Genomic DNA, 22,666 nt, shown 5'->3' with positions numbered 1-22,666 from the left:
ACAGGGGTCAATGCGTGCTTTTTTTGTTTTCATAATATTGGATATGAATCGAAGAGGGCAATTTTACAGATGGAGAGTGAACTATGAATCTCTTAAAAGTAACATTTATTCACCAGCAACTATTTAGTAGTAAACACCTTCCTACACCGATCATTTACAGGGAGAATGCTACAAAAAAAGATCTGCAGGGTGTCCCATTTGAGGAGGTATTAAAAATGGTTCTCAAAGGGAACTAGAGCTATGACATTAGTAGTTGATGTGAGCGGAATATTGTTCCTTCACGTGAACTACTAAATCATAGTTCAATGAAATTCAAGATGAAGGGGATAAGAAATGAAGATTAAAAAGTTGTTATCAGTTGTTTTGGCAACAAGCATGTTATTAGGTAGTGTACCTTTATGGGGAGGAAAAGCTGAGGCAGCAGATGCTTATAAAGTGACAGTCAACAATAATCCCATACAGTCAATAGAGTATGGAACAATAGCAGCTAAGAAGGACGGAAACTACACAGCTTGGGGTTACGGATTTGATCATGGTTATGACGGATTTTCATACTTAGGACCCCAAGGAGTAGGAATGATCTACAATAAAATTGAACTGATGGCTGTGGATGATGATACTGTCTATGTTCAAGATGATTCAGGGGATATCTACACCTGGGGAGCCACATGGAATGATCTTGGAGAGAGCTCTTATACCCCCTCTAAATATCCTATAACATTTGAACCACTTCATGGGGTAGACGACATCTATACCTCTTCGAGGAGTGGTGTGGCTGAAAAAGATGGTGAGGTTTATGTTTGGGGTATGAATAGGAACAATGTTCTAGGGGTAATTGGTAAGCAATATACACCTGTTAAATTATCTTTGCCTGAGAAAGTGCTGAAAGTTGCTCTCAACAAAAGCAATCTAATCGTTCTTCTAGAGTCAGGAACACTGGGTTATATGGCTTTAGACGGAAGTGGCTTTGTTAGTGTGGTTTCTGATGTAAAAGATGTGTGGACGAACGGCGGCATCGTTGTTTTGTTAGATAAACAGGGTAATCTTCGCAAAACAAGCAGTGCAAATTTGGCCAATTTTGTTACGATCACTAACACACCTACAGATATTAAACAAATTTCTGTTGGCGCAGATCACCTATTAGTGCTACGTGAAAACGGTGAAGTGTGGTCAAATGGAGCCAACGATAGACAGCAGCTGGGGACTTCTGCTACAACCCTGCCGAATACAGAACTGATCAAAGCTAACCGTGTACCGAAAGACGTAGTTCATGTGTCAGCAGGGTATAAGTCTAACTTTGTTAGAACAATTAACGGGGATACTTACGGCTGGGGATTTAACAATAAAGCTAATATTGGTACGGGAAATGCAGTGGATCAAAATTTCTATAACAATATCGGTAGTCCTGTTTTGATTCCTGGTCTGAAAGACTTTTACTCGGTACCGGTCGTTGATACAAAGCTTCCAGCTCCAATTAATTTGACCACTAATGTAGTTAACAAAACTAGTTTGGTAGTGTCTTTTAACCCTGTAGCGGGAGCTGACAAGTATACTATTGTGATAAATGGAGAGATTGCGTATACCAGCACTGAAGATACTTCTAAGATGTTTTATGACATGCTTCCAAACACAACTTATGTTGTAGAAGTTTATGCATCTAAAGATGGGGTAGATGGTGAAAGAGCTACTTCCTCCTCGACAACTCCTGAAGCTGAAACTAAGTTGGAAGCTCCTGGCCAACCAACTGTAGTTAGTACGGAAGCCGGAAACGTTAAGGTCAGCTGGAATGCTACAAATGGAGCCTTGCTGTATAAAGTACTCCGTAATGGAGTAGAGGTTGGTTCTGTCAGCAACCCTAGCTATACTGATAAAAACACTGTAGAGGGAGAAGCTTACTTGTACTCGGTTACAGCCTTCGATGGCGTTAAGCAAAGTGAAGCTTCGCCATTCGTGTTGGTGAGTGTAACTGCGAAAGTGGAAGTTCCTAAAGCTCCATCGAATCCGACTAACTTTAGAGTTGTATCGGATGAGCATTCTGTTACAGCAAGTTGGGAAGCTTCTGTGGGAGCAGAAACTTATCAAGTTGTAATTAACGGACTAGAGGTATATAACGGTCCTGAGCTAAGTTATACTTACACGGGACTTCCTGAGAAAACGGAATATCGTGTGGAGATCTCTGCAGTAAACTCTGTCGGCAAGAGTGGTAGTCAGCTAATGACTATTTGGACGAAGGACCCACTTAAATTGCCAGCAGCAAAGAACCCAAAAGCAGAAACTACTCATAGTGAGGCAGTCATTTCTTGGGACGCAGTAGAAGGTGCCACAAGTTATTGGGTTCGTATTAATAATGATTTTGTTTATGAAGGGTCAGATACAACCTTCACTGCAAAAGGATTAGGCTCTGATAGACCTTATACTGTATACATCTTTGCTAAAAACGATAAGGTAGAGGGAGAACCAGCAACCTTGTCTATAGTAACTAAGAAAGATCCTGTAGTTTTGGACAAACCTACTAATCTTCTGGCAGTACCCAAGGAAACCTCTATTAAGTTGACTTGGAACGCAGTTGCTGGAGCAACTGAATACACTGTGAAACAAAATCAATCGATTGTATATCAAGGACCATTGACGACATTCACAGATACTGAACTAACTAGTGGTGTGACGTATAACTACACAGTGAACGCAAGTAGTGGAGCTGTGAAAAGTGAAGAAGCCACGGTATCCTCTACGACATTAGTTGGCCAGCTGCCTTATCCAGCTAACCTTCGTATTACTACTCTTAAATATAACAACGTACGCATTGATTGGGATTCGGTAGACGGTGCAGATGAATACCAAGTTACTCGCGATGGTATGCCTGTTGGTATTCCTATGAGTACATGGTGGTCTGACGATGCAAATAGCATATCACCTGGAGCAACTTATACTTATAAAGTTGCCGCAATTAAGAACGGGGTTGTTGGTAAAGAAGCAGTTAAAGTTGTAAACGTTCCTTCTGAACCTATTCAAGGCGTAGCACCTGCCGGCAATTTGACTTTGAAATCTACACGGGTGGCCTATGACAAAATCGGTCTTCAGTGGAATACGGTAACGGGTGCAACCTACTATGAACTTTATCAAGACAATGATGTAAAAGTTTGGACAGGAACGCTGAATGGTGTTACAGATGACAATGTTGGACCAGAAGAATCCCATACGTACAAGGTTGTTGCCGCTAATGAATGGGGAACATTGGATTCTAATGAGATTTCAATCACGACTCCATCGGCACCTCAATCCATTGTAATTACGCCAACTGCTCCGATGGAAGGTACAATTACTTTTGAATTCCGGACGGTGGAAGGAGCTGTTCACTACGTTGAACGCAATCCACAGACAATCTACGAACCACTAGGCAATAACGTCTATAAAGTAACTTATCGTAACGATGCTACCGGAGAAGTTCGAGATGAAGGTACAGTAACCGCTGTAGATGGAAAACTTTCTTTTAGTGAGAGTGGTATTGAGAAAGGCAAAGATTATCACTATGATATTCTCGCTGTAATCAAGAAAGCGGATGGTTCTGAAGAGGTAGTTGGTGAAAGTAAGGTAGATGTTACAGCACCTGCTGATGGTTCTGGAGTTACGGTTCCTGGTACGACACTTCCACCTACAGATCCAGGTACTGGTGGAGGAAACACACCTACTCCGAATCCAGGTACGGGTAATGGAGGTGGCACAACACCTACCAACCCATCAACACCAGGAACGGGTGGATCAGTTACAAACCCATCGACTGGGGGCAGTGCTCCAAGCGTTACCAATGGAGGATCTGAAGGGAATGGAACGGTATCAGTTCCAGGAACGGTTGGTGGAACTGACACTGAAGTCATTACGGAAGAAGAAACAGAGCCAACAACCTCACCAAGCTTCTCGGATGTGGAGGGAAGCTTCGCGAAAGAAGCGATTCTTTCCTTATCATCCGAAGGAATTGTTAAAGGGTATTCCGATGGAACATTCGGCGGTAAGAAAAAAGTAACAAGAGCAGAATTCGCGATCTTCTTGAATCGAGCCCTGGGGTACACGTCATCTTCTCCGTACGCGGGAACGTTTAAAGATTTCGATGAACAAGCTTGGTATGCTTCAGAGCTGAGCTCTGCTCTTGAAAATGGTATCACTAAAGGATTCAACGATAACACTTATCGTCCAAATGACGTTATATCAAGAGAACAGGCAGCAGTCATGCTTTCGAACGTATTACTGAAAAATGGATCGACACTGACGGCTGCATCGCCATACGTTGATCAAGAAAACATTGTAGGTTGGGCAAAAGAGAGTGTAGATCTTGTGACCCAAGAATCCGTGATGAGCGGTTATCCTGGTAACAAGTTCATGCCGAAGCGTGAATTGACGCGAGAAGAGGCAGCGCAACTGATCTATAATCTGATCAAATGATAAAAAACAAATAAATTCAGTTAGGTCAGTTTCGATGATTTCTATCGAGCTGGCCTAATTTTGTACTACAACATTACTTTAAAAAACTACATATTGGAGGGAGTATTGTAATCGTGAATATTGAAGCAATTAGAAATTATACCGTAAATAGAAACCAAGAAGACGTTCGGCTTACTGTTGATGAAAATTATGATTATGAGAATACAGAATATTCAGCCTATGTTCGTGCACAATTAAAGTACTTTATATTGGCCAATGAGGTGGAAGACATATGGATTAGAATCTGCCCTGAGTGGTCTAGCTTTCCGGAGTTGGATGAGTTAAAAGTGCACCATATAAACTGGTTGGATGCTCTACCTGAACCCGAATGTTGTTTGCGTTTTATAGAAGAACATAAGATTCTTGAAAAAGCTAAAAAACATGATCGAGAGCTGTATAGTCATTTTGTAGAAATAGTGGATCTATGGAAGGAGGGGTTTAAGGTTTTTTTATCATGATTCGTATATCGATAGCGCCACGGTGCTTACGTTGGGCGCTATCGACTATCTTATGAACATGCCAGGATATTTACTGTAGGATACCATCATTGTAGAGTTTGACTAGTACTTCAACCTGGCATTTTGTTGCTACTATGCACATGGCTAAAGGTGCGTTTACATGGACATTGCTTTTATGATCATTCATATGTCATTCACTTGTAGTTTTGTCTGGCACATACTTGTCTGCGTATTTCTCCATCCAACTGGGCATAACCCACGTTGGTATGTTTGTACTAGCACTCACGAATGTCATCTCTCCTTAACGTTTCGTAAATATTTTTATTCCACTTAGGAATATAATCTCAATCCTCTTTGTATTTTCTCTCTTCTTCAATCCAGAATCGATGCGGAGTCTGACCGTGTTGTTTGCAAAGTTGAATATATCCAGATTTGCTTAGGTGAAAGAGCACATCAAAGTTTATTTTTGCCCAAGGATTTGTAATTTCCGATTCCATAGGGTCTACACGAGTGGACCAAGAATTACGTGAGGAATATATATTCATCCTCCAGAACTGAAGAATATCAGGTAATTCGAATAGTTTACATCCACACATTAATGCTAAATCATTAGCGTCTTTAGGTGTGAATTTTGCAAATATTGTTGCTTGGCGGCCGTTAATAGGACATAAGTACTTGGATGGAAACTTTTCTTTAGTACCATGTATCTCCAAATCCTTTAAACACGAAGAATTCATTCGACTACTATACTTGTTATCTCCAAACTTTGAAAAAAGACTTAAAATGCTCCGTCTATTGTTTGCTGAGTCAAATTCAGAAACTGCAAGTTTTCCATTGGCTATTGCAGTTAGTAAAAAATCGATATTATTAGTTATAGCATTTGCAAACCATGCTTTTATTTCAGCTTCGCGTTCATGATACTCTTCCAAGGCGGCTTGTTCGATCAACTTTGCTTTGTTGTATCTTGCAGACCATCGTTGGTTTGCAATAACTTCATCGGCTGTCCCAAAATGGGTTGAATCCATTGCTTGGAGCGAAGGAATCGTCTTATTTAATTTATCTCTGTCCCAGAATGGTAGATCATCCAATGTGGATTTTAGCACTTTTAATATTTTCATATTACCAATCACACTAATATTGTGTTTCCCCTTTAATATTCTTCTACCTAATATATTTGATACTTCTTCCTCTTTATTGACCGTATAAAGTAGCGTGGATTCAGTGTTATCATCCATAAGATTAAATAAGCCAGGATCATCCAGTTTATGTTGGTACCGCTCTTCCATCCAGCGGTTCTGATCGGAATCCCCTCCACCCCAATCCACTTTAAATTTACTGTCGTAGGTTAAATCCTGATTTGTTAGGGGAGACGAATGGAGTACTTGATAATTATCTATCATGACAGGTAAGTCTCTAGCAGCCGAAATCAACACATCCTGATTTTTCAACATATCACCTGTGTAAGATAGTTCTTTTGTTTTGAAATTATCCATCCAGAATTTTATGTGAATTTGGCTGAACATCATAGAGATCCATATTATTTCATCAGGGTGCAGTTCAGAAATTCTTTTCATTGGATGAGAGGTAGACTGGTAAGGAGCAACAGCATGAGACTCTTTATGAATAACATAAGCTGAACGCCCCCCTTCAGAGAACTCTAGGCCCATTAAATCATAAGGAAAATGATGCCTCCACTTTCTTTCTGCAAGGTTTCTATCGGGTCTACGCTGCTTAAATTTAGCTAGAGGATATGCTTCTTTATCACGGTCAGTCAGAATGCTCACTGTCCCACCATTTCGGATGCCAAAGACAAAGAAAGAAGATGTCTCATGTGGGTCGCGTATCAGATTTAGGGTGATACCGGATTTAGGGATTTGGGTCATCGATCTGATTAGACTGTTGATATTCCAGAACTCATAAACCATATCGAAGTATACGGGATGCGTATCATCTGACTCTCCTTGAAGGAACTGATGGCATTCTAACGACTCAATAGAACGTAATGCATCTCGCCTTAGGAAACCTAGCGCATGTAAGTCACTAGCGAGAGAAAAGGTTTCTTCATTAGTGACTCCATAATGTTGCAACGAGGCGATGACACTGTCCTTGAATGTTTGCTTTGCTTCTGTGACTTCTTCAGATTTTAGAATATTCAGTAATTCTCGACTTTTCTGAAGATAATCGGTTAAGACATCATATTCTTCTAAGATTGACAGTACACTGAAAGTCCTGTTTGTGAGGTAATCACGAACAAAATAATCTAACATCATCATCGTTGTAATCTTGGAAGGGTCCAGTTTGAGTGATTCTTTTAGTTCCTCATTGATATGTCTTATCTCCCATTCATTCGTGGTAGCCCAACTCTTTGTATTCGGATCAACCCCTGTAATATCAACCCATATTTCAAGGGCACGAACAATGGATTCAAGCCCTCGAATTGGCTCATCAATCATGATATACCTCCTATTATGTATGCCATAAAGCCGGCTTACCTTATATTGATTAGTTTGGCCCTTACTGAAGAGAAGAGGTCTATAATGTGAAACCAGATCTGGTGGTAAAGGTTATTTAAAACCTATCACAATCGATTTCAGTTAACAAAATTGCAAGGTTTTTTTTAGTTGGCATATGCATCCTAGTAAAAGTTCATTACTCGACGTATTATGAAGTTGAACAAAGGTATTATTAATTAAGGAGGGTAACCATATGTCTACCGAGGACAAAGATCAAGCAGCGCGAATCACTGAGGTTATCAGTAATATTTTTGATGAGAATGATCCAATTGTAAATTTGGAGCTACCTACATACAATGAACCCCTTCAGCGAATGGAGGATTTGACGTATGAAGTGGAATATCAAATAAGTAAAATAAATAATACTGGGCACAAGTTAATTCATCAAGCAACGAATCGATACAACGAAGAGGTACTAGTTTTCCAACTTTTCAACAGTAGTACGGAGGAAGAGCATATTCAGCTTAGAATTATGGTCATTACTAAAAATGGCGTGCAAGCACCGTACTCCAATGTATTTCTAAGAATCAAACCAGAGCAAAATAAGATGCATATAAATGACTTCAAGATAGAAGGAGAGCGAGTTAACCGAGGTTATGGCTCTATTGCGATGGAGGCTATTAAGAAACTCGTAAACGAGCTAAAAATTACACTCATCACAGGAAGTATCAAAACGGTTGACTGGGATCATATAGAACGATCGGAACACTTCTATAACAAGCATGGATTCACATGTAGACTTGATGCAGTTAGTGAAGTGGGTACAATTGAATGGAGATTAAGCAATAAATAGAAAAAATAAGATGCTAAGAATTATTAGTTTATTCTGAAGTTTATGCCATAACATATCTTGGCTGATCAAAGAGGTGTGAACAGTACACCATACTCTTAATACGTACACGGTGTAAGTATTATCGGTATCCGGTACACGAGGATGAAGAAGCTTCAGTATATCGTTAAGGAGTAATGGACCAGGGGATAGGAAGTACGGTCCGGTTAATGATCTATCCATATACAACCTCTCCAAGGATGAACTTTACGAGAGAATGAAATATTCGTATCAGAGGAAGAGGAGATTTAAACAGAGTGTTTCTTCAATTTATTATGATGAAGCACTCTGTTTTTCAATATCGATTACGGCAGCTTTAAAATCACGTAAACTTAACGTTTTTTGATCATTTGGCAAAAGTGAATACACCACAAAACATGTTCCTTTACTCCATCCATTTTTTGAATCGTTCTCAAAATCGAATTCACGCTGGTAGCCCCTTTTCTCAAGCCAATCAATAGCATTATGGAGAGTAGCCTCTACTTGGAATAGATGTACACAAAATGGGTCAAGCCCTAGACCGTCCTTTTCAATCATTTCAACATCTAAAGGTAATAATTCAGCTTTCGCGATGAACAATTGCCGAGGACTTGGCTTTCTTTTTTTCCCTGAGACACTTAAATGCCATAAACCATGCTCTCTTGATAGAACGACTGAGCATTTATGTAACCAAGAACCAAGGCTATACACTTGAGTCCCATCTGATAATCTATCGAGTAGTTTACAATGGTATGGGTTCTCATTTAAGTTTTTTCGTTCAAGCTCATTATTTTTTCTATTCCTAAAAGTGCTCTCATCGATCATAGCTTGCTACTAGCCTCCTGACTCACATGCGGGGTGATATTCGTAAATTCAGTGTACTTCATTAATATATTACTCAAAATTCTCTAGTCAGCTGTTAACCTGAAGTTGAGGTGATTGGGTTTGATAGAGCAGCCATACTAAATAGAGATTCGATAGCATATTAATTTTCGACCCAGAATCTCTCGTTTAATAGTTGGTATAATCTATTCTGTGAAGCCGTCCCAAATAACCTTATCTGGCATAATTCCATGTAACTGATATCCATCAACTGTTCGATGGTGTTAATTCTATGGCGCATCAGGCAGAGATACATTCTCTTTTCAAAGGAATGGTCGACGGGGGTTAAGAGCTCCTCAAGATCCAAGTTAAATTCAAAATCATCAGCCAAGTGGAAGATTTCTCTCATACTCAATGAGGGATTATTTTTAAGGTCTTGGATTGTGCCAAAACGTCGTTTCCGGTTTTTCTCTCGTTCAAGTTCTTTTAGAAGAAGATCTTTTTCTCTTTTGATCCGTGCACATTGGGCACAGCCTTTAGTTCGTACTCTAACTTTAACTGGATTGAATTCTTCATGCCCGAGCTCACAAACCCACCAAACTCGCCGGTGTGAATCTGCTGAAACGTCTTCCGGAGTAAAGTTTTTTGTTTTGCTGAAGTTCCAATCGGTAACTAATTGATGATGGGTTTCGAGTAGTGATCTTCTATCCAGGTATTCTAGCATTAATATCACTCCATGATGTTCAGGATCTAAACTTCATCTCATTATAACTTTTTAACTGCCAGATGTGAGAATCGAATTCATGCAAGTTTCAATAACTAACTGATTTAAAAACTTAGCCAAGGATTTGGTTGTTTTATTTCCCTTTCACTTCACTTTATTTAATAGGCTTAGTGAGGAGGAATAAGAATGGACAATCTAATTCAATGGCGAACCAGGCATCATTCATTAAAAATAGAACTACTAAAACTTAGTAACAAAATTCTAGAATCAAGGGAACCTGACGACATGATATTTTATCAGAAACTGTGTGAAAAGTATGCACATCATTTGAAAAAGATAGAAAACGAGTGTTTCCAAGCTGTTGGAGTTAAAATTTGTTCGTGTAACTTTAACCCTGAAAATTGCAGTTAATTGACAAGCCCTTCCTTCACTGGAAGGGTTTTTTTATATGTCTGTTCGTAATATAATAGGAACATAAGTTCCCATTGAGGTTGTTATTCAACCTTCTAACATCACTTTATATATATATAACTGTAGGGAGGCGCTCTATGGATAATTTAAGTAAATTACTAGAAAAGTTTAAGAAGAACGTAATTCTAAAGGAATTTATTGGCGATGAAAATCACAAGAGGCTGCTTTTCGAATACATAAACGATCCAACAATCACTGCTAAGAAGAAACTCGATGAGGAATTCCGTAAGTTCTATTTTGAGATCAGATTTACCGCGTACATCCTTTCATTAATTCGGTTTGCATCTATAGATTTCGACAAGCGGGTTAGACGAGTGAATTTCAGGTCAGCATTGATCCTAGATGAAAATGATAACTCAAGTCTACTAGGCGGATTTGTAAACGGACCAGAAGTGAAATCGACAGAGATAGAAGAGATGTTCTCAAATCCGGTTCTGTTCAAAGCAGTTCAACGATTAACAAAAAGGGAAAAAGAGGTGCTACTGCAAGCATATCTGATGGAGATGTCTGATACTCAAATTGCCCTTAACAATAAAGTGTCCCAACAGGCCGTTTCTAAACTTCGAACAAAAGCGCTAAAAAAAATAAGGGAGTATGCATCCCAACAAAAGGACTGATATCTATATGGATTGTTTAATGACCTTGCTAATACAAGCTAGAGAGAATGATAAAAATGCTATGGAGTCAATTATCGTCAAGTTCAATCCAAAGTTGCAGAAATCACTCTATCAAACAACCCAGCAGGATCGGAATGATCTGAAGCAGGAAATTCATCTAAAGATCATTGAAGCGGTCTACAAATATGATTTGGAAACCGTTCCTGGTTTATGGGAGTTCATTCAAACCAAAGAGGATGAAGATATGCTTCTCCAGCCAAATTGAGTTATGGATCTGATTAACAGCATATTAGATACTTAACAATTAGCCGTTTAGCCAACCTAAACGGTATTTCTCCATTTGATTCTTTGCCAACGGTCATCTGTTCTATCAACATCATATCGGAGGTGGTTATATGTTGGAGAGTGTTTCTTCTAGTCTTCAAAGATCTAGCTGTGGAGGTAAGGAAGGATCAGAAGTCCTTAGTTCTATTAATGCTGAGAAGTTGTGGAGAAAAGATATTAAGGGGAATGGGAGCGTTGTTGCTATCATCGATGGCAGCTGTCAGATTAACAATCCGGAATTGAACGAACGGATTATTGGCGGCATGAACTTTGTGTCTGGAGAGGAGCCATCGGATTATACGGTTACACCGAATCATGATTTTGCACATATCACAGAATCTCCAATGTGCAATGGGGTCATTGGCATTGCCCCACTTGCTAAGTTACTGGTTCTAAAGGTGACGAATGGTCAGGGAACTGCATCTAACAATGATGTCATTAGGGCAATATTTTATGCAATCTATTGGAGAGGCCATGGCGGGGAGCGTGTAGGGATATTGACGATGTCTTTAAGAGGATCTGAGCACGATCCTATGCTCCACAGCGCAATTAAATTAGCAACATCACACCATATTCTGGTTGTTGCCTCCATGGGGATGCTGACACGTGCAGATGCTTCCGGAAATCATCTTGATTATGCTGAGATTGTGTCGGTTGGGGCAATTGATGAGGGGGGTACTTCATATACCGGCAACCTAAACAGTTATGCAGACATTTACGCAGTAGATCAATTCCTATACACCTCTGAACTAGGGCGATGTATGTTCGTATCTGGTCCGGCAGTTGCCACTGCTCACGTAGCAGGTGCAGCTGCTCTACTGTTACAAACACTTAAATCTGAGAATAGGAAACCTTTTACAACAGGTGAGCTGTTAATCGAACTGAAGCGAAATACAGTTACGATAGAACCCAATATACAAAAGCTTTCTTTCACATAGCAAAAGAGTTTGTTTATAGGGTTGTTAAATCCTTCTTTCGCATCACTTTCTTATTATAGTACAAGCAGTTATGGGGGTATCGCCAAGTGGTAAGGCAAAGGTCTGCAAAACCTTTATCCCCGGTTCGATTCCGGGTATCCCCTTGAAAAACCACAAATAGAATGGAGGAAGATTGATGAAAAAGGAAATTACTGTGTATACGAAGTCGAGTTGTGTGCATTGCCTCAGAATGAAAGAATGGCTAAAGGAAAACGTTATTGATTACAAAGAAACGGATGTAACAGAGATCAGCGATCCGAATCTGCTTGAGACGATTAAAGGTGTTCCCCACACCATCATCAAGAATGAAGATGGCACAGAGAACGCGGTTACTGGTTTTAACGTGAAAACGCTTAGTGGAATGCTTCTGTAATTCTTTCTTACCTCTTTGAAAGGGGGATATGTATGAATGCAGAGGAGATCATTTCATTGATAGCAAACGTAGGATTTCCAGTATCGTTATGTGTTATCCTTCTACGTTATATCTTACAGACATTAGGAGAAAAACTAGATAGATTAGATCAGTCCGTGAATCAACTTATTTTAACGATTAAAGATCTAAATATCCAACAAAGTTCAATCGCTAGTAAAGAAGCTCACTCGGATTGATAAGGACTTATTTTCTTTCCCTCCCTGAGGCCCCCCAGTAAGAATGAAATTCCTGTCTGAATATGAAAGAGAGTCTATCAAAGCAACCTAATCAAGGTTGTTTTTTTGTTTTTGTTTTCACTTTTTATTCTAGAGGGATTCTTATGCACTTGATCCCCATGCATTTAAAAGGAGTGATTTATTGTGAAAGATGGCGCTAAGGAAATAGTTCTAATTCCAAATGCTATTGCTTCAATTTATGAGGAAAGTGATGAAATTCCACATGGTGTAAAAATGGTGGGGGCGCTTAATTATTGGAAGCAAGGTTTTACGGGGAAAGATGTTGTCGTTGCAGTTATTGATACGGGATGTCAGATGGATCATCCGGACCTTATGAACAACATTATTGCAGGAAGAAACTTCACTTCTGATTATGGAGGGGACGTTAGTAATTACGGAGACACACTGTTCCATGGTACTCACGTTGCTGGTATTATCGCTGGTTCTCTTAATAATGAAGGTATTGTTGGAGTAGCACCTGATGCCAAACTGCTGATTCTTAAGGCTATTTCTGAGAGCGGTGAGGGGACATATGATTATCTGATTAGGGCGATTGACTACGCTGTACAGTGGAGAGGGGACACTGGCCGAAGGGTACGCATAATTACCATGTCATTAGGAGGCAGTAAGGACCATAGGGGGCTGTATGAAGCTATAATGCGTGCCATTAAGAAGGATATTCTGGTCATTTGTGCTTCAGGTAATTCAGGAGACAATGATTTAGACACGGATGAGTTTATGTACCCGGGTTACTACGAGGAAGTCGTACAGGTCGGTGCAGTGGATTTGGATCGCTTATTGGCCCCATTTTCAAACTCAAACGATCAGATCGATTTATACGCACCTGGGGTTGGTGTGTTATCGACAATTCCAAAATCGCGTTATGCTGAAATGTCTGGGACTTCAATGGCAGCACCTCATGTTGCAGGAGCTGCTGCTCTATTAATCAACAAGTTTGAGCTGCTCACATCAAGAGAGATGTCGGAATCCGAACTATATGAGGCCCTTCAGCAAAATACAGATGATTATGGAAAGTTGAAAATATTAAATCTCCAATAGGTTGTGAAAGGTGCATATAGAGACACTTTATTAGATATAAGGACGCTGACCAGTCAAGACCTGGCAGCAACCTTGGATTAAATTACTGCAGAGTTTAATCCACTAATTCAACTATACTGGAGGAATTAAGGATGAGTACAAATTATAAACGTGAATTGAGCAAAGTGGAGAAAGAATTCTTGGCAAACAGCTTGAAAGTAAATCCAAGTGTGCAAACCATGGTAGATTATTTCACCAAGGAAGGATTCATCGCTGAATCCCAGTTTAACATCACGAAAGCGGTACAACTACAAACGGCCGAACAAGGTGGAACAGTTACTGAAATCGAGCTTGGGGATACGGCATATGTTTGGTACAGCAACTTTACACATGTTGAGCATCCGGAGAACATTGAGCAAGTGATCGGTGTCATTGTTGATGAAGGGAAAGAGAAGCAATACGAGATTGTTAATGGGACTGTGCAACTGATTAACGAAGCCGAGGTTGTTGAGTCAGCTACGCAGGAAGACACGGTTACACCACAAGATAATTGCTTTATTCATGGTAACTGGTGTGGCCCTGGATGTAGTGGTCCAAGCGCCCCGGTTGATGCAACGGACCGTTGCTGCATGAACCATGATAAGTGTTATGAAGCAAACGGGTATTTCGACTGTCAGTGTGATTGGAACGTGCTGGACTGCTTGAGAGGTGTATCTGGTTTTGCAGCTGGGATCGTTAGAGCCTACTTTGTTGCTGCACAAGTGGCCGGCGCGTGTTCTTAAGAGAAATGAAGAAACTCATTACAAGTGATTAGCAAAATGACCGAATCCTCATACAGGGTTCGGTCATTTTATTTTGGTTTATGGACCAAGGATCAAGGTTCCGAAAAACATATACAGCGGGAATAGTAATAGCGCAAATATATTGAGTATGATAAGTGTGGTATCTGTCTTAGTATGATCTTTCTTTTGTGCGAAATAAACGGCCAATAACCCTATGGGCGGGAGAATGAACGTTGATTTAATCCCAATACCGTCAAGAAATTGACCATAGTGAATAAATAAGCCATCAATACAAAACAAGGCTACCGTAACAATGAAGGTTGCACCAGATATAAAGCGTAATTTATTCGGACTCAAGGCTCAACCACATCCATTTCAGTTATTTCCTTTAGAATAAATTGAAGAATCCATTTAATATATATATATTTTACCATTATTCCGAAAGAGATAAAAGGTAGTTTTTGAATACCCTTACATCATTATATCGTTTACATTATTCAACATATTCCAATGCACTTAATATTCGGTATCAGCAATTAAATTACCTATGGAAAAAAACGCATAAACAAAAGGCCAACTCTAAAAGAAAAGAGTCGGCCTTGCATTGTGATCCTGGTTATAAAAATGAAATTTCCTTAGTGTATTTCAATGTTAACATCCGGAACACTTACAACTGTTCCACCGACTTGCTCAGTGTAAATTCCCACTTGAGAAGTACCACCTGGAGCATATTTTTTATAAACCAGATTACCAGCCGTATTTACGCCTACCGCGTAATTGGTCATATAAATAGTTGTATTACCTGGGATGGTTTTTGATACACCATAGGTCTTACCGGATGAATATGTTTTGGCATCTGAAAGTTGAATTCCCATCTCAAGACTCGTACCAGCCAAGAAACCAACTTTTAGTTGTGCAGAATTCTTAATACTGCTTGTTACATTCCAAGTAGCTGTATTGGTCGATTGTTGTGTATATGTTGCTGTTGTATCACAGACTAGTATTTGCTACACGGAATGTCCCCATATTCTGATAACGCCAGTTTTTAGCGACACTGTTTGGGTCATATTTCTCAAAGGAATAGATATAACCATCATTGGGAGGGGCCATGGTTTGAATGCGCTTACTTAATGGTGTAACTTCTACTGTGTTTCCATTCATATCTGTTTCCCAGGCTCTGTTCTCCGGAATTTTAAACTCACTTTGTGAAATGTTCTCATCAATTTTCTTTTGTATTTCGGCGGGAATTCCATCTTGAGCAAAAGCTGCTTGTGGTGTCAACAACGTAAGAGATAGGATTGAAAGGATAGACAATTTCATAAAAGTCTTCTTTTTCATTTAGATACCTACTTTCGTGTTTTTTCTTTCTATCAAAATTTACTATAATATATTAAATATGTCAATGTTTGTTTAAGAAATCCACTATTTCGTGCATTGCATTCCTCATTGTAGGGATACTTGCATCCTTTTCCGTATTTACAAGAATTGAAATAACAAGATTCTTGTAGAGATATGTTGCAACATCGGTTTTGCTAGACAGTTCTGTATTAGTTTCCTCGAATCCCTTAGATGAATCCCAAATAACTAAGTCCTCATCCAGATAATTTTTTGTGAAACCTATTCTAATCTGAATCTGGGTAGATTGATCTTTATTTTCATACATAAGAATTTGCTGAGTGGGTCGCATATCTGTTTTGTTACCTTCCAAAGTTAAGGACTGTTTTTTATCAAAAGTTAGTTCCTCTTCTACGAGGACGAGGCTTTTGATGAGAGGGGTATTTTTAATTTCATAGTTTGGGATCTGGACCTTCTCGGCAAAGTCTTGTATTAACGTTGTGTATTGTTCGTAGCTGAAAACATCTTTACCCTTCGTATCATTGTCTACCACGTTACTTATTGATGGTTCATTCTTTACTTCAGTTGAATTAGACTCACAGCCAATTGCAAAAGTGCATAGTAAAACAAGGCAAAGGATCATTTTCTTATTCATGCGGCAGCTCCTTAGGATTTATTTGGATTTACTTATACAATATATCCAATATATGCGAAATAGTCATGATATTTTCAGTTATATATATATAAACACCGCATTAGTGGAAAGGTTTGGTAAATATTTTTGAAAAAATTTAAAACTCCGTATTCATTCTTTATAAATGCTCCTGACGAGTGTACATGGATCATTCATTTTGAAATAAAATCCAAAAACAGTTGGCTCGTCAAAAGGTGAACTGGTTATTGAGTCATTAACGGTCCTAAGCCTTTTCAGTGAATTCATAAAGAAAAGATTCAATATGAACATATGGATAAGATATAATTTAGTTGAGACATATATCATGAAGGGATTTTATGTGATGGATCATCCAATCTTGAGAATATAATACTGTAAACTATGTCATTGGGATAAATTTGATCAGCACATGAATAATTTTGGGCCATAAGGGTGGCGTAGATTTTTGAAAGTTTCTTGAAGTACATGGTTTATAAAAATTTCCCAGGAGGAGGAATTATGGTATGCATTTACGACAAATAAAATCTACCTTAGAAACCCTATCACGTTATAGTAAGGGTGATAAGATTTCACACGGGGTTATGAGAATCGTTGCTTCCGATATGCTTGAGATTCACAATAAAATCTCGGAGGAGCTGTATGAGCAAGAGCAGGATTACGAAAAATTGTTTCTCAGCACAAATTTATCAGAAGTGAAAGAGAGCAATCCCGCATTTCATTTCAATTATGAGCAACTGCCCATAGATGAAATACTTGTGTATTTTCCACCTGCGGGGGAAGTATGCTTAGAGTTTTTGTTTTTTCTTCAACATGACGGACAGCGTTTTTTTAAAGCATATGAGGAGATGTATGAAAGACATAAAGATGATCTACCGTTGTGTGAGACATATGAGCAATACATAACTAACTACCTTGAACCTTCACTCAGAAAGTATGACACAATCAGGTTGGGTGTTGATCCTTATGATAACAAAACTACTTGGTTAGGGCTGAAAGATGCAGACCAATATACCTTGAATTTTTTGCCACGAGTCAATTATGATTTTTATTTTGGGGCAGCAAAGTATAAATCAAAATATCTACAGTCAAAAACTTGAAGCTTAGAACTGGAGATATAACAAAATGGAATCATGAGAGGAAATAAACTATGCCCAAACCTTCAGAAAAAAATATATTAGAACAAGAGCAATATGAGGGCGATCCAGGACATCTTCCCACCCTAACTTCTCATTCGGCCAACAACCGTTTGATTGATAGCCAGATATCTAAAAAAATCATTACCCCAGTTGATCTATTACCAGATAGCTTGAGCTCAGTTATTGATGGTATGGATACTATTGGTGGGATAATGAATCAAGTTGGTCCATTAGATAATTTCAGGAGTCTAACTGAAAATCATTGGAACGTAAAAGTTGGATTCGATGGTTCAAATCAGCCGTTTTCTGCAATCGAGTCCATAAGTAGTGGGTCAAGTTTATTCGCTAACGAACTTTCGGAAAAAAACCTGTTTGGTGAATCTTTTTCGATTATTGGCGGAGATAATAATGTTATAAAAATAGATGACCCCCTGCGCTCACTCCTGAATACAAGTTGGGGGCCAGGTGACGAGAGTTTTTCAATCTTTGATGTAGGAGAATTTTCTTTTCAATTAGCCAGAGAGAGTATCATTGCTGCAAATCGTGAGTTTGCCTCGTTTATGGATGCTTTTAAAAACAAGGAATACTCTTATGAGACCATTAGAAGTAGCGTTAACGAGGAACAACCCTCACTATTTTTGAGAAGACACAATGATAAGATGCCTGTTGAGCAGTTAAAACGGGCATTTGGTTTAAATACATTATTAGAAATTTCGGAAGAGGAAATGGTTGACTTCGTTGGAAGACTTCAAAGACTTCCAATGCTCGCTCTGGAACATCGTGTAGGGAGACACATTCTCAATTCAATAGATGAGATGTCCGAGATCACTGATGTGAAAGGATTCATTATGTACAGATGTCGAACGAGATTACCTGGGGAAATGGCATGGTCTGAAATGGATATGTGGGAAGCACCAGCAGGAGTAAGTTCTCAAGGCCGGTTTAATGCAGAGGGGCGAGGGTTCCTATACCTAACAGAAGATCCGGAAGTTTCAATGGCAGAAATGAAGCAAACCTCTGTGACCACCTATGACATCATGGAGTTGGAGTGTAACGCTAAGTTCAAAGTCATCGATTTAACGAAACATCCCGACCTAAATTTGTTCAGATATTGTATGTTTGAATCCAAATCCAAAAATAAAAGGGAATATTTAGTCCCCAATTTTCTAGCCCAGTGTTGTGAGCTGAAGGGAATCAAGGCGATTAAATATAAGAGTATATACAAACAAGATAGTCCTAATTATGTTTTCTTTGATTATTTAACTGACTGGTTTAAATATGCAGGTACACGTTTTGTAACAAAATAAGTTGAAAAGTCGTGTTTCAATCCAACATAAATAGGAGCCAGTTGAAATGCCTAAAATAATAACGGACGTTATGATAGAAGTTTCGTATGATCATGCTAAGATGGTGTATCATAATCAGATGGCCATAGTAGATGCTTTGAAGGAAATTGAACAACTCTCGGGAATGAGGCAAAGCTCAGCGAAGGATTACATTGGTAATTTCGCTGACATGATGGCAGGAAGTGCATATACTCGAACAATGAAAAATAAAGCGACCGAGTACTACTTAAACGGCATCAAAAGGGATTATGGGATTGAACAATTGAAACTAGCCGTTTCCTCTGTTAGCAAGCATGCCAAGTATTATGGTGCTTTAGGTAATGGGCAGCTTAGATACATCACAGATTTAGCAAAGCGTATTGAGCGTGAGATTTCAATGGATAAGAACGGTTGATATTATAGACATCTGTACATGTAGAGTGAACCATAATACTCTGCAGATCGGTTAATTATGGATTAGAAGGAAGGGTGTTTGTCTTGAACGATGATCTTATTAATAAACTAGGGTTGCCTACTGTAGAATATGTGGCAACAACTGAAGGACTCACTGTTACTGCTGCTGATGTTCTAATTCTAGGAGTGGCACGTGAGGATGTAATCAAAGGGCGAGTGGAACGTTACGTGAGAGAGTTTGAAAGATTCGGACGGAGAAAGAATATGGGGCAAGTGAGAATCTTATTTGATGGGTGGGAACATGATCCGAGGGAAGTTTACCAAATCAGAGAGATCACAAACTGGGCAGCACGTCTCTTAAAAAATGTGCCACACTTGTTTTATTTCCTTGCACCTGAAGACTATGCGATGAGAGTCTTTTTTATGTGCATTGTTGATGTTAAGTCCCGCGCCGGTGATCAAGTTACTATTAGTAAGGAAGATGGCAAGGCATTAATCGAAAAAGTATCCAAGAGTGCTGTATCGTTTGCGAAGAAATCGAAGGAATCCGTAGAACGGCAGTTTCATCTGGCTGAGAGCATTCTACATGAACTTGGATATGATGAGACAGCTTGACGTGTATCATGTGATTAAGTTTACGGATTAGAGATATTGGGGTGCCATGTTACTTGATAACTTAGGCTGCTTCAAGGAGGAGGGTAAGCACAGTGATTGCTAAAGAGGACCTGGATTCATATTATAAACAAGGGGTCAGCTATAAAATGCTAACTAGAAAATTTGAAGCAGATCTCCCTCGGTTTACTTCACATGATGAAGTGCGAACATTCTTCAAGGGTCTTTTTGCTGAGGATTTTATATTACAAAGCAGTGAAGGCGAGGGTGCGGATAAAATATATTTTTACACGCTAATCCACAATCGACCGGTATGGGAAGCGGGTATCAAGGAGTTAGAGGCATCAGGATGCTTGACAGGAATAGAGTTTGCGATGTCATCACAGGACGTGCAGGTGTATCACGATGGAAGGGTTCACATTGTATACTGACTTAGGGATTAATAATCGTAAGACAGTAGCTCTCTATGACCTCTGGTAGTGAGCTGCTAATCTATACTAACTTACACTGGGTTGGAATTAATCAACCCTCATTTGATATTTCTATAAATTCATTTACTTATGCCAGCTCTAGTAGTTGGCTTTTTTGTGTGTTTACCTGATTTATATAAGTTTGACAAGCGTATTGCCGTACTGTATAGTCAAATTATGCATTATAATATGCTGTATATTACGTGAATACGGAGGGCTAATGACTAATATTGGTGTATATCTCAAAGAAAGCAGAAAGCAGGCAAATTTCAGGACACAAGAAAATTTAGCCAATTACACTCTACTTTCCCAAGCACTTATAAGCAGAGCAGAGGCTTCAAAGATTCGCCCCAATGACGAGACTCTTATGATTCTTGCAATAGCACTTAACTTGGACTATAGGGAACTACTCACTAGATCCAAGCCACGAACGGATGAGGATCTCGGAATAATACTTGAACAAGAAAAGATAGACAAGAAATTGTTTGAATCAGTGGTTTCTATCTTCACCTATCTCCTGAAAAATGACGATAGCAAGCTCCAAACACGTTTTTTTAATGGGCCACTAAAGCTAATAAAAGGGGAGATTCTGAACGGGGTTAAGTACAGGTTAGAGAAAGCACAAGAGCACTTGAGAGATACGGCTTCAGTAAAAGAAGAAACATATACTTACATTGCTCGAAGAGAATCAACACGGATGTTTTATTCTGTATCGAGAGGCTTTGCAGAGGGCTTTCGAGCCGTTCTACTTAAAAAAATAGAAGAGTTCACTCAATCAGAATACTCTGATTCTGAACACGTTCCCAAAGAAGTCATTGAGTTAACTGATACAACTAGACTGTTTTCGATCGACGGTGAATTGCTTTCTGAAAGAGAAGTATATTCGATCATTGAACATCATCTAACTTCACGGCGAATTGAAGAAATGTTTGTCCAGAAAAAATGAGGATTAACTTGAGGCGCAGGTTGAGATGCTTACTTCTCAATTAGCAACATTGAGCAAGCTGCAGGAGTGTTAACAAAAGAATACCCTCCCTTGACACGAACAGAATACTTGGTTACTATTGCTCTTGCAAGAAGTCTTATCTATATTCCCTGCCAACGATGTTGGTTGTGGCGATCCTCTGATCGTTTATACGAAACCGTCGTTACCTAATGGTAATTGTACTTGAAGGGCCTCCTTTTAGGGGGTCCTTATTCTATTTATTAGAGAAATTGTATAATGTAAACTAAAGGAAGAAATTAGCCGATATAAATATCGTTATAGTAAAAAGCTCACAAATACGAATTATACCCTGGGAGGTAACATGAAAGACAAACTTAAAGGACTAATTATCGGAATGGCCATTGGCACGGTGGTCACTGGCGCAACGGCGTATGCTGCTGGTGGAAAAATGATTGAAGTCTTCTATAGTGTCAATGACATTAAGGTGGATCACATATCTAAAATGCCCAAAGGCGATCTAAAACCCTTTTTATACAATGGGAGTACATTTGTACCTTTGGCTTTTATGAGTAATGCACTTGGACAGCCTGTGAAATGGGATGCTAAGAATAAGACGGTGCTGATCGGAGAGGACCATGGGGAAAAAATAATATATCCTGGGAAAGATATCAAACCGATGAATACTCAATCTGCACTGGGGATCTATAATACCTTTGAAGTTGTCTATGGTGGACCGACTGTTACAGATAACATCGGAAATGAGTATTCTAACTATCATACATATCGCTTTTCATCCAATCGGGACAATTGGATTTACGACGAATATTATCTCAATGGTCAATATAGCGAATTCAAAGCTACAGCAGGATTATTTGAAAGATTCAAAAATTCACTCGATACGCTTACACTCACAATTACTTTAGACGGGAAGGAAGCTTATTCGCATAAATTTAAAGCTGGAGATCCACCTACTGAAATCAATGTTAATTTAAAGAACGCTTCTAAAATGAAAATTCAAGTATCAAATGGTGATGGTTCCGAGATGTCTGCTTTAGGTCTATTTGATGGCTTTTTTACGAAGTAGCCAACATTAGATC

The 22,666-nt window shown here is 39.1% G+C and carries 23 protein-coding genes and 1 tRNA gene; 18 read left to right on the top strand and 6 right to left on the bottom strand.

What is annotated here, in order from left to right; genetic code table 11:
• Positions 1–333 precede the first annotated feature (333 nt).
• Both ACX9NY_RS31205 and ACX9NY_RS31200 read left to right on the top strand, forming a co-directional pair.
• Positions 334–4,437: an S-layer homology domain-containing protein gene (locus ACX9NY_RS31205; RefSeq protein ID WP_472480220.1), complete on the top strand. Its 4,104-nt coding sequence runs from the start codon at positions 334–336 to the stop codon at positions 4,435–4,437.
• Positions 4,438–4,550: 113 nt separating this feature from the next.
• Positions 4,551–4,934: a hypothetical protein gene (locus ACX9NY_RS31200; protein ID WP_472480218.1), complete on the top strand. Its 384-nt coding sequence runs from the start codon at positions 4,551–4,553 to the stop codon at positions 4,932–4,934.
• A 344-nt stretch (positions 4,935–5,278) separates the two neighbouring features.
• Here ACX9NY_RS31200 and ACX9NY_RS31195 read toward each other — a convergent pair whose 3' ends face one another.
• Positions 5,279–7,387: a hypothetical protein gene (locus ACX9NY_RS31195; protein ID WP_472480216.1), complete on the bottom strand. Its 2,109-nt coding sequence runs from the start codon at positions 7,385–7,387 to the stop codon at positions 5,279–5,281.
• 253 nt (positions 7,388–7,640) lie between these two features.
• Between ACX9NY_RS31195 and ACX9NY_RS31190 the strand changes: the two genes are divergently transcribed.
• Entirely contained in the window at positions 7,641–8,240 is a 600-nt protein-coding gene (locus tag ACX9NY_RS31190) for a hypothetical protein (RefSeq protein ID WP_472480214.1), read from the top strand.
• Positions 8,241–8,549: 309 nt separating this feature from the next.
• Here the strand turns inward: ACX9NY_RS31190 and ACX9NY_RS31185 are convergent, their stop codons facing one another.
• Positions 8,550–9,080 carry a hypothetical protein gene (locus ACX9NY_RS31185; protein WP_472480212.1) on the bottom strand — a complete coding sequence of 177 codons (531 nt, stop codon included), beginning with the start codon at positions 9,078–9,080 and terminating at the stop codon, positions 8,550–8,552.
• 160 nt (positions 9,081–9,240) lie between these two features.
• Positions 9,241–9,801 (bottom strand): zinc-ribbon domain-containing protein, encoded by a 561-nt coding sequence (locus ACX9NY_RS31180; RefSeq protein ID WP_472480210.1) that lies wholly within the window; start codon positions 9,799–9,801, stop codon positions 9,241–9,243.
• A 548-nt stretch (positions 9,802–10,349) separates the two neighbouring features.
• Between ACX9NY_RS31180 and ACX9NY_RS31175 the strand changes: the two genes are divergently transcribed.
• The 8 genes from ACX9NY_RS31175 to ACX9NY_RS31140 all read left to right on the top strand — a co-directional run bounded on the left by ACX9NY_RS31175 (position 10,350) and on the right by ACX9NY_RS31140 (position 14,658).
• Positions 10,350–10,889: a sigma-70 family RNA polymerase sigma factor gene (locus ACX9NY_RS31175; protein ID WP_472480208.1), complete on the top strand. Its 540-nt coding sequence runs from the start codon at positions 10,350–10,352 to the stop codon at positions 10,887–10,889.
• Entirely contained in the window at positions 10,867–11,154 is a 288-nt protein-coding gene (locus tag ACX9NY_RS31170) for a helix-turn-helix domain-containing protein (protein ID WP_472480206.1), read from the top strand. Before ACX9NY_RS31175 ends, ACX9NY_RS31170 begins: the two co-directional genes overlap by 23 nt.
• Before the next feature lie 130 nt (positions 11,155–11,284).
• Positions 11,285–12,151, top strand: coding sequence for a S8 family serine peptidase (locus ACX9NY_RS31165; protein WP_472480204.1), 867 nt, complete (start codon positions 11,285–11,287; stop codon positions 12,149–12,151).
• 72 nt (positions 12,152–12,223) lie between these two features.
• Positions 12,224–12,294, top strand: a tRNA-Cys gene (locus ACX9NY_RS31160).
• Between the two features lie 32 nt (positions 12,295–12,326).
• The gene (locus ACX9NY_RS31155) at positions 12,327–12,563 is read left to right on the top strand and encodes a glutaredoxin family protein (RefSeq protein ID WP_472480202.1); all 237 of its coding nucleotides are present in this window, start codon (positions 12,327–12,329) and stop codon (positions 12,561–12,563) included.
• Between the two features lie 32 nt (positions 12,564–12,595).
• Positions 12,596–12,799 carry a hypothetical protein gene (locus tag ACX9NY_RS31150; RefSeq protein ID WP_472480200.1) on the top strand — a complete coding sequence of 68 codons (204 nt, stop codon included), beginning with the start codon at positions 12,596–12,598 and terminating at the stop codon, positions 12,797–12,799.
• A 183-nt stretch (positions 12,800–12,982) separates the two neighbouring features.
• Positions 12,983–13,897, top strand: coding sequence for a S8 family peptidase (locus ACX9NY_RS31145; protein WP_472480198.1), 915 nt, complete (start codon positions 12,983–12,985; stop codon positions 13,895–13,897).
• 131 nt (positions 13,898–14,028) lie between these two features.
• The gene (locus tag ACX9NY_RS31140) at positions 14,029–14,658 is read left to right on the top strand and encodes a hypothetical protein (protein WP_472480196.1); all 630 of its coding nucleotides are present in this window, start codon (positions 14,029–14,031) and stop codon (positions 14,656–14,658) included.
• 635 nt (positions 14,659–15,293) lie between these two features.
• Here the strand turns inward: ACX9NY_RS31140 and ACX9NY_RS31135 are convergent.
• The 3 genes from ACX9NY_RS31135 to ACX9NY_RS31125 form a co-directional block, all read right to left on the bottom strand.
• The gene (locus ACX9NY_RS31135) at positions 15,294–15,533 is read right to left on the bottom strand and encodes a hypothetical protein (RefSeq protein WP_472480194.1); all 240 of its coding nucleotides are present in this window, start codon (positions 15,531–15,533) and stop codon (positions 15,294–15,296) included.
• Between the two features lie 115 nt (positions 15,534–15,648).
• Positions 15,649–15,996: a hypothetical protein gene (locus ACX9NY_RS31130; protein WP_472480192.1), complete on the bottom strand. Its 348-nt coding sequence runs from the start codon at positions 15,994–15,996 to the stop codon at positions 15,649–15,651.
• Between the two features lie 61 nt (positions 15,997–16,057).
• Complete coding sequence (locus ACX9NY_RS31125; RefSeq protein ID WP_472480191.1) at positions 16,058–16,648, bottom strand: hypothetical protein; 591 nt, start codon at positions 16,646–16,648, stop codon at positions 16,058–16,060.
• 521 nt (positions 16,649–17,169) lie between these two features.
• On the opposite strand from ACX9NY_RS31125, the gene ACX9NY_RS31120 reads away from it, so the two are divergent.
• From ACX9NY_RS31120 to ACX9NY_RS31090, 7 genes are all read left to right on the top strand, one after another.
• Positions 17,170–17,763 (top strand): hypothetical protein, encoded by a 594-nt coding sequence (locus ACX9NY_RS31120; RefSeq protein WP_472480189.1) that lies wholly within the window; start codon positions 17,170–17,172, stop codon positions 17,761–17,763.
• A gap of 50 nt (positions 17,764–17,813) precedes the next feature.
• Positions 17,814–19,109: an RES family NAD+ phosphorylase gene (locus tag ACX9NY_RS31115; protein ID WP_472480187.1), complete on the top strand. Its 1,296-nt coding sequence runs from the start codon at positions 17,814–17,816 to the stop codon at positions 19,107–19,109.
• 46 nt (positions 19,110–19,155) lie between these two features.
• Positions 19,156–19,542, top strand: a complete 387-nt coding sequence (locus tag ACX9NY_RS31110) for a hypothetical protein (protein ID WP_472480185.1) — start codon at positions 19,156–19,158, stop codon at positions 19,540–19,542.
• Positions 19,543–19,625: 83 nt separating this feature from the next.
• Positions 19,626–20,156 carry a hypothetical protein gene (locus ACX9NY_RS31105; RefSeq protein ID WP_472480183.1) on the top strand — a complete coding sequence of 177 codons (531 nt, stop codon included), beginning with the start codon at positions 19,626–19,628 and terminating at the stop codon, positions 20,154–20,156.
• A 92-nt stretch (positions 20,157–20,248) separates the two neighbouring features.
• Positions 20,249–20,584, top strand: coding sequence for a hypothetical protein (locus ACX9NY_RS31100; RefSeq protein WP_472480181.1), 336 nt, complete (start codon positions 20,249–20,251; stop codon positions 20,582–20,584).
• 259 nt (positions 20,585–20,843) lie between these two features.
• On the top strand, positions 20,844–21,569 hold the full coding sequence (locus ACX9NY_RS31095; protein WP_472480179.1) for a helix-turn-helix domain-containing protein: 726 nt from the start codon (positions 20,844–20,846) through the stop codon (positions 21,567–21,569).
• Between the two features lie 361 nt (positions 21,570–21,930).
• A complete protein-coding gene (locus ACX9NY_RS31090) occupies positions 21,931–22,653 on the top strand; it encodes a stalk domain-containing protein (RefSeq protein WP_472480177.1) in 723 nt (240 codons plus the stop codon).
• Positions 22,654–22,666 lie beyond the last annotated feature (13 nt).

This window comes from Paenibacillus sp. CB74, assembly GCF_055687625.1.
This window is presented reverse-complemented; position numbering and strand designations above follow the sequence as displayed.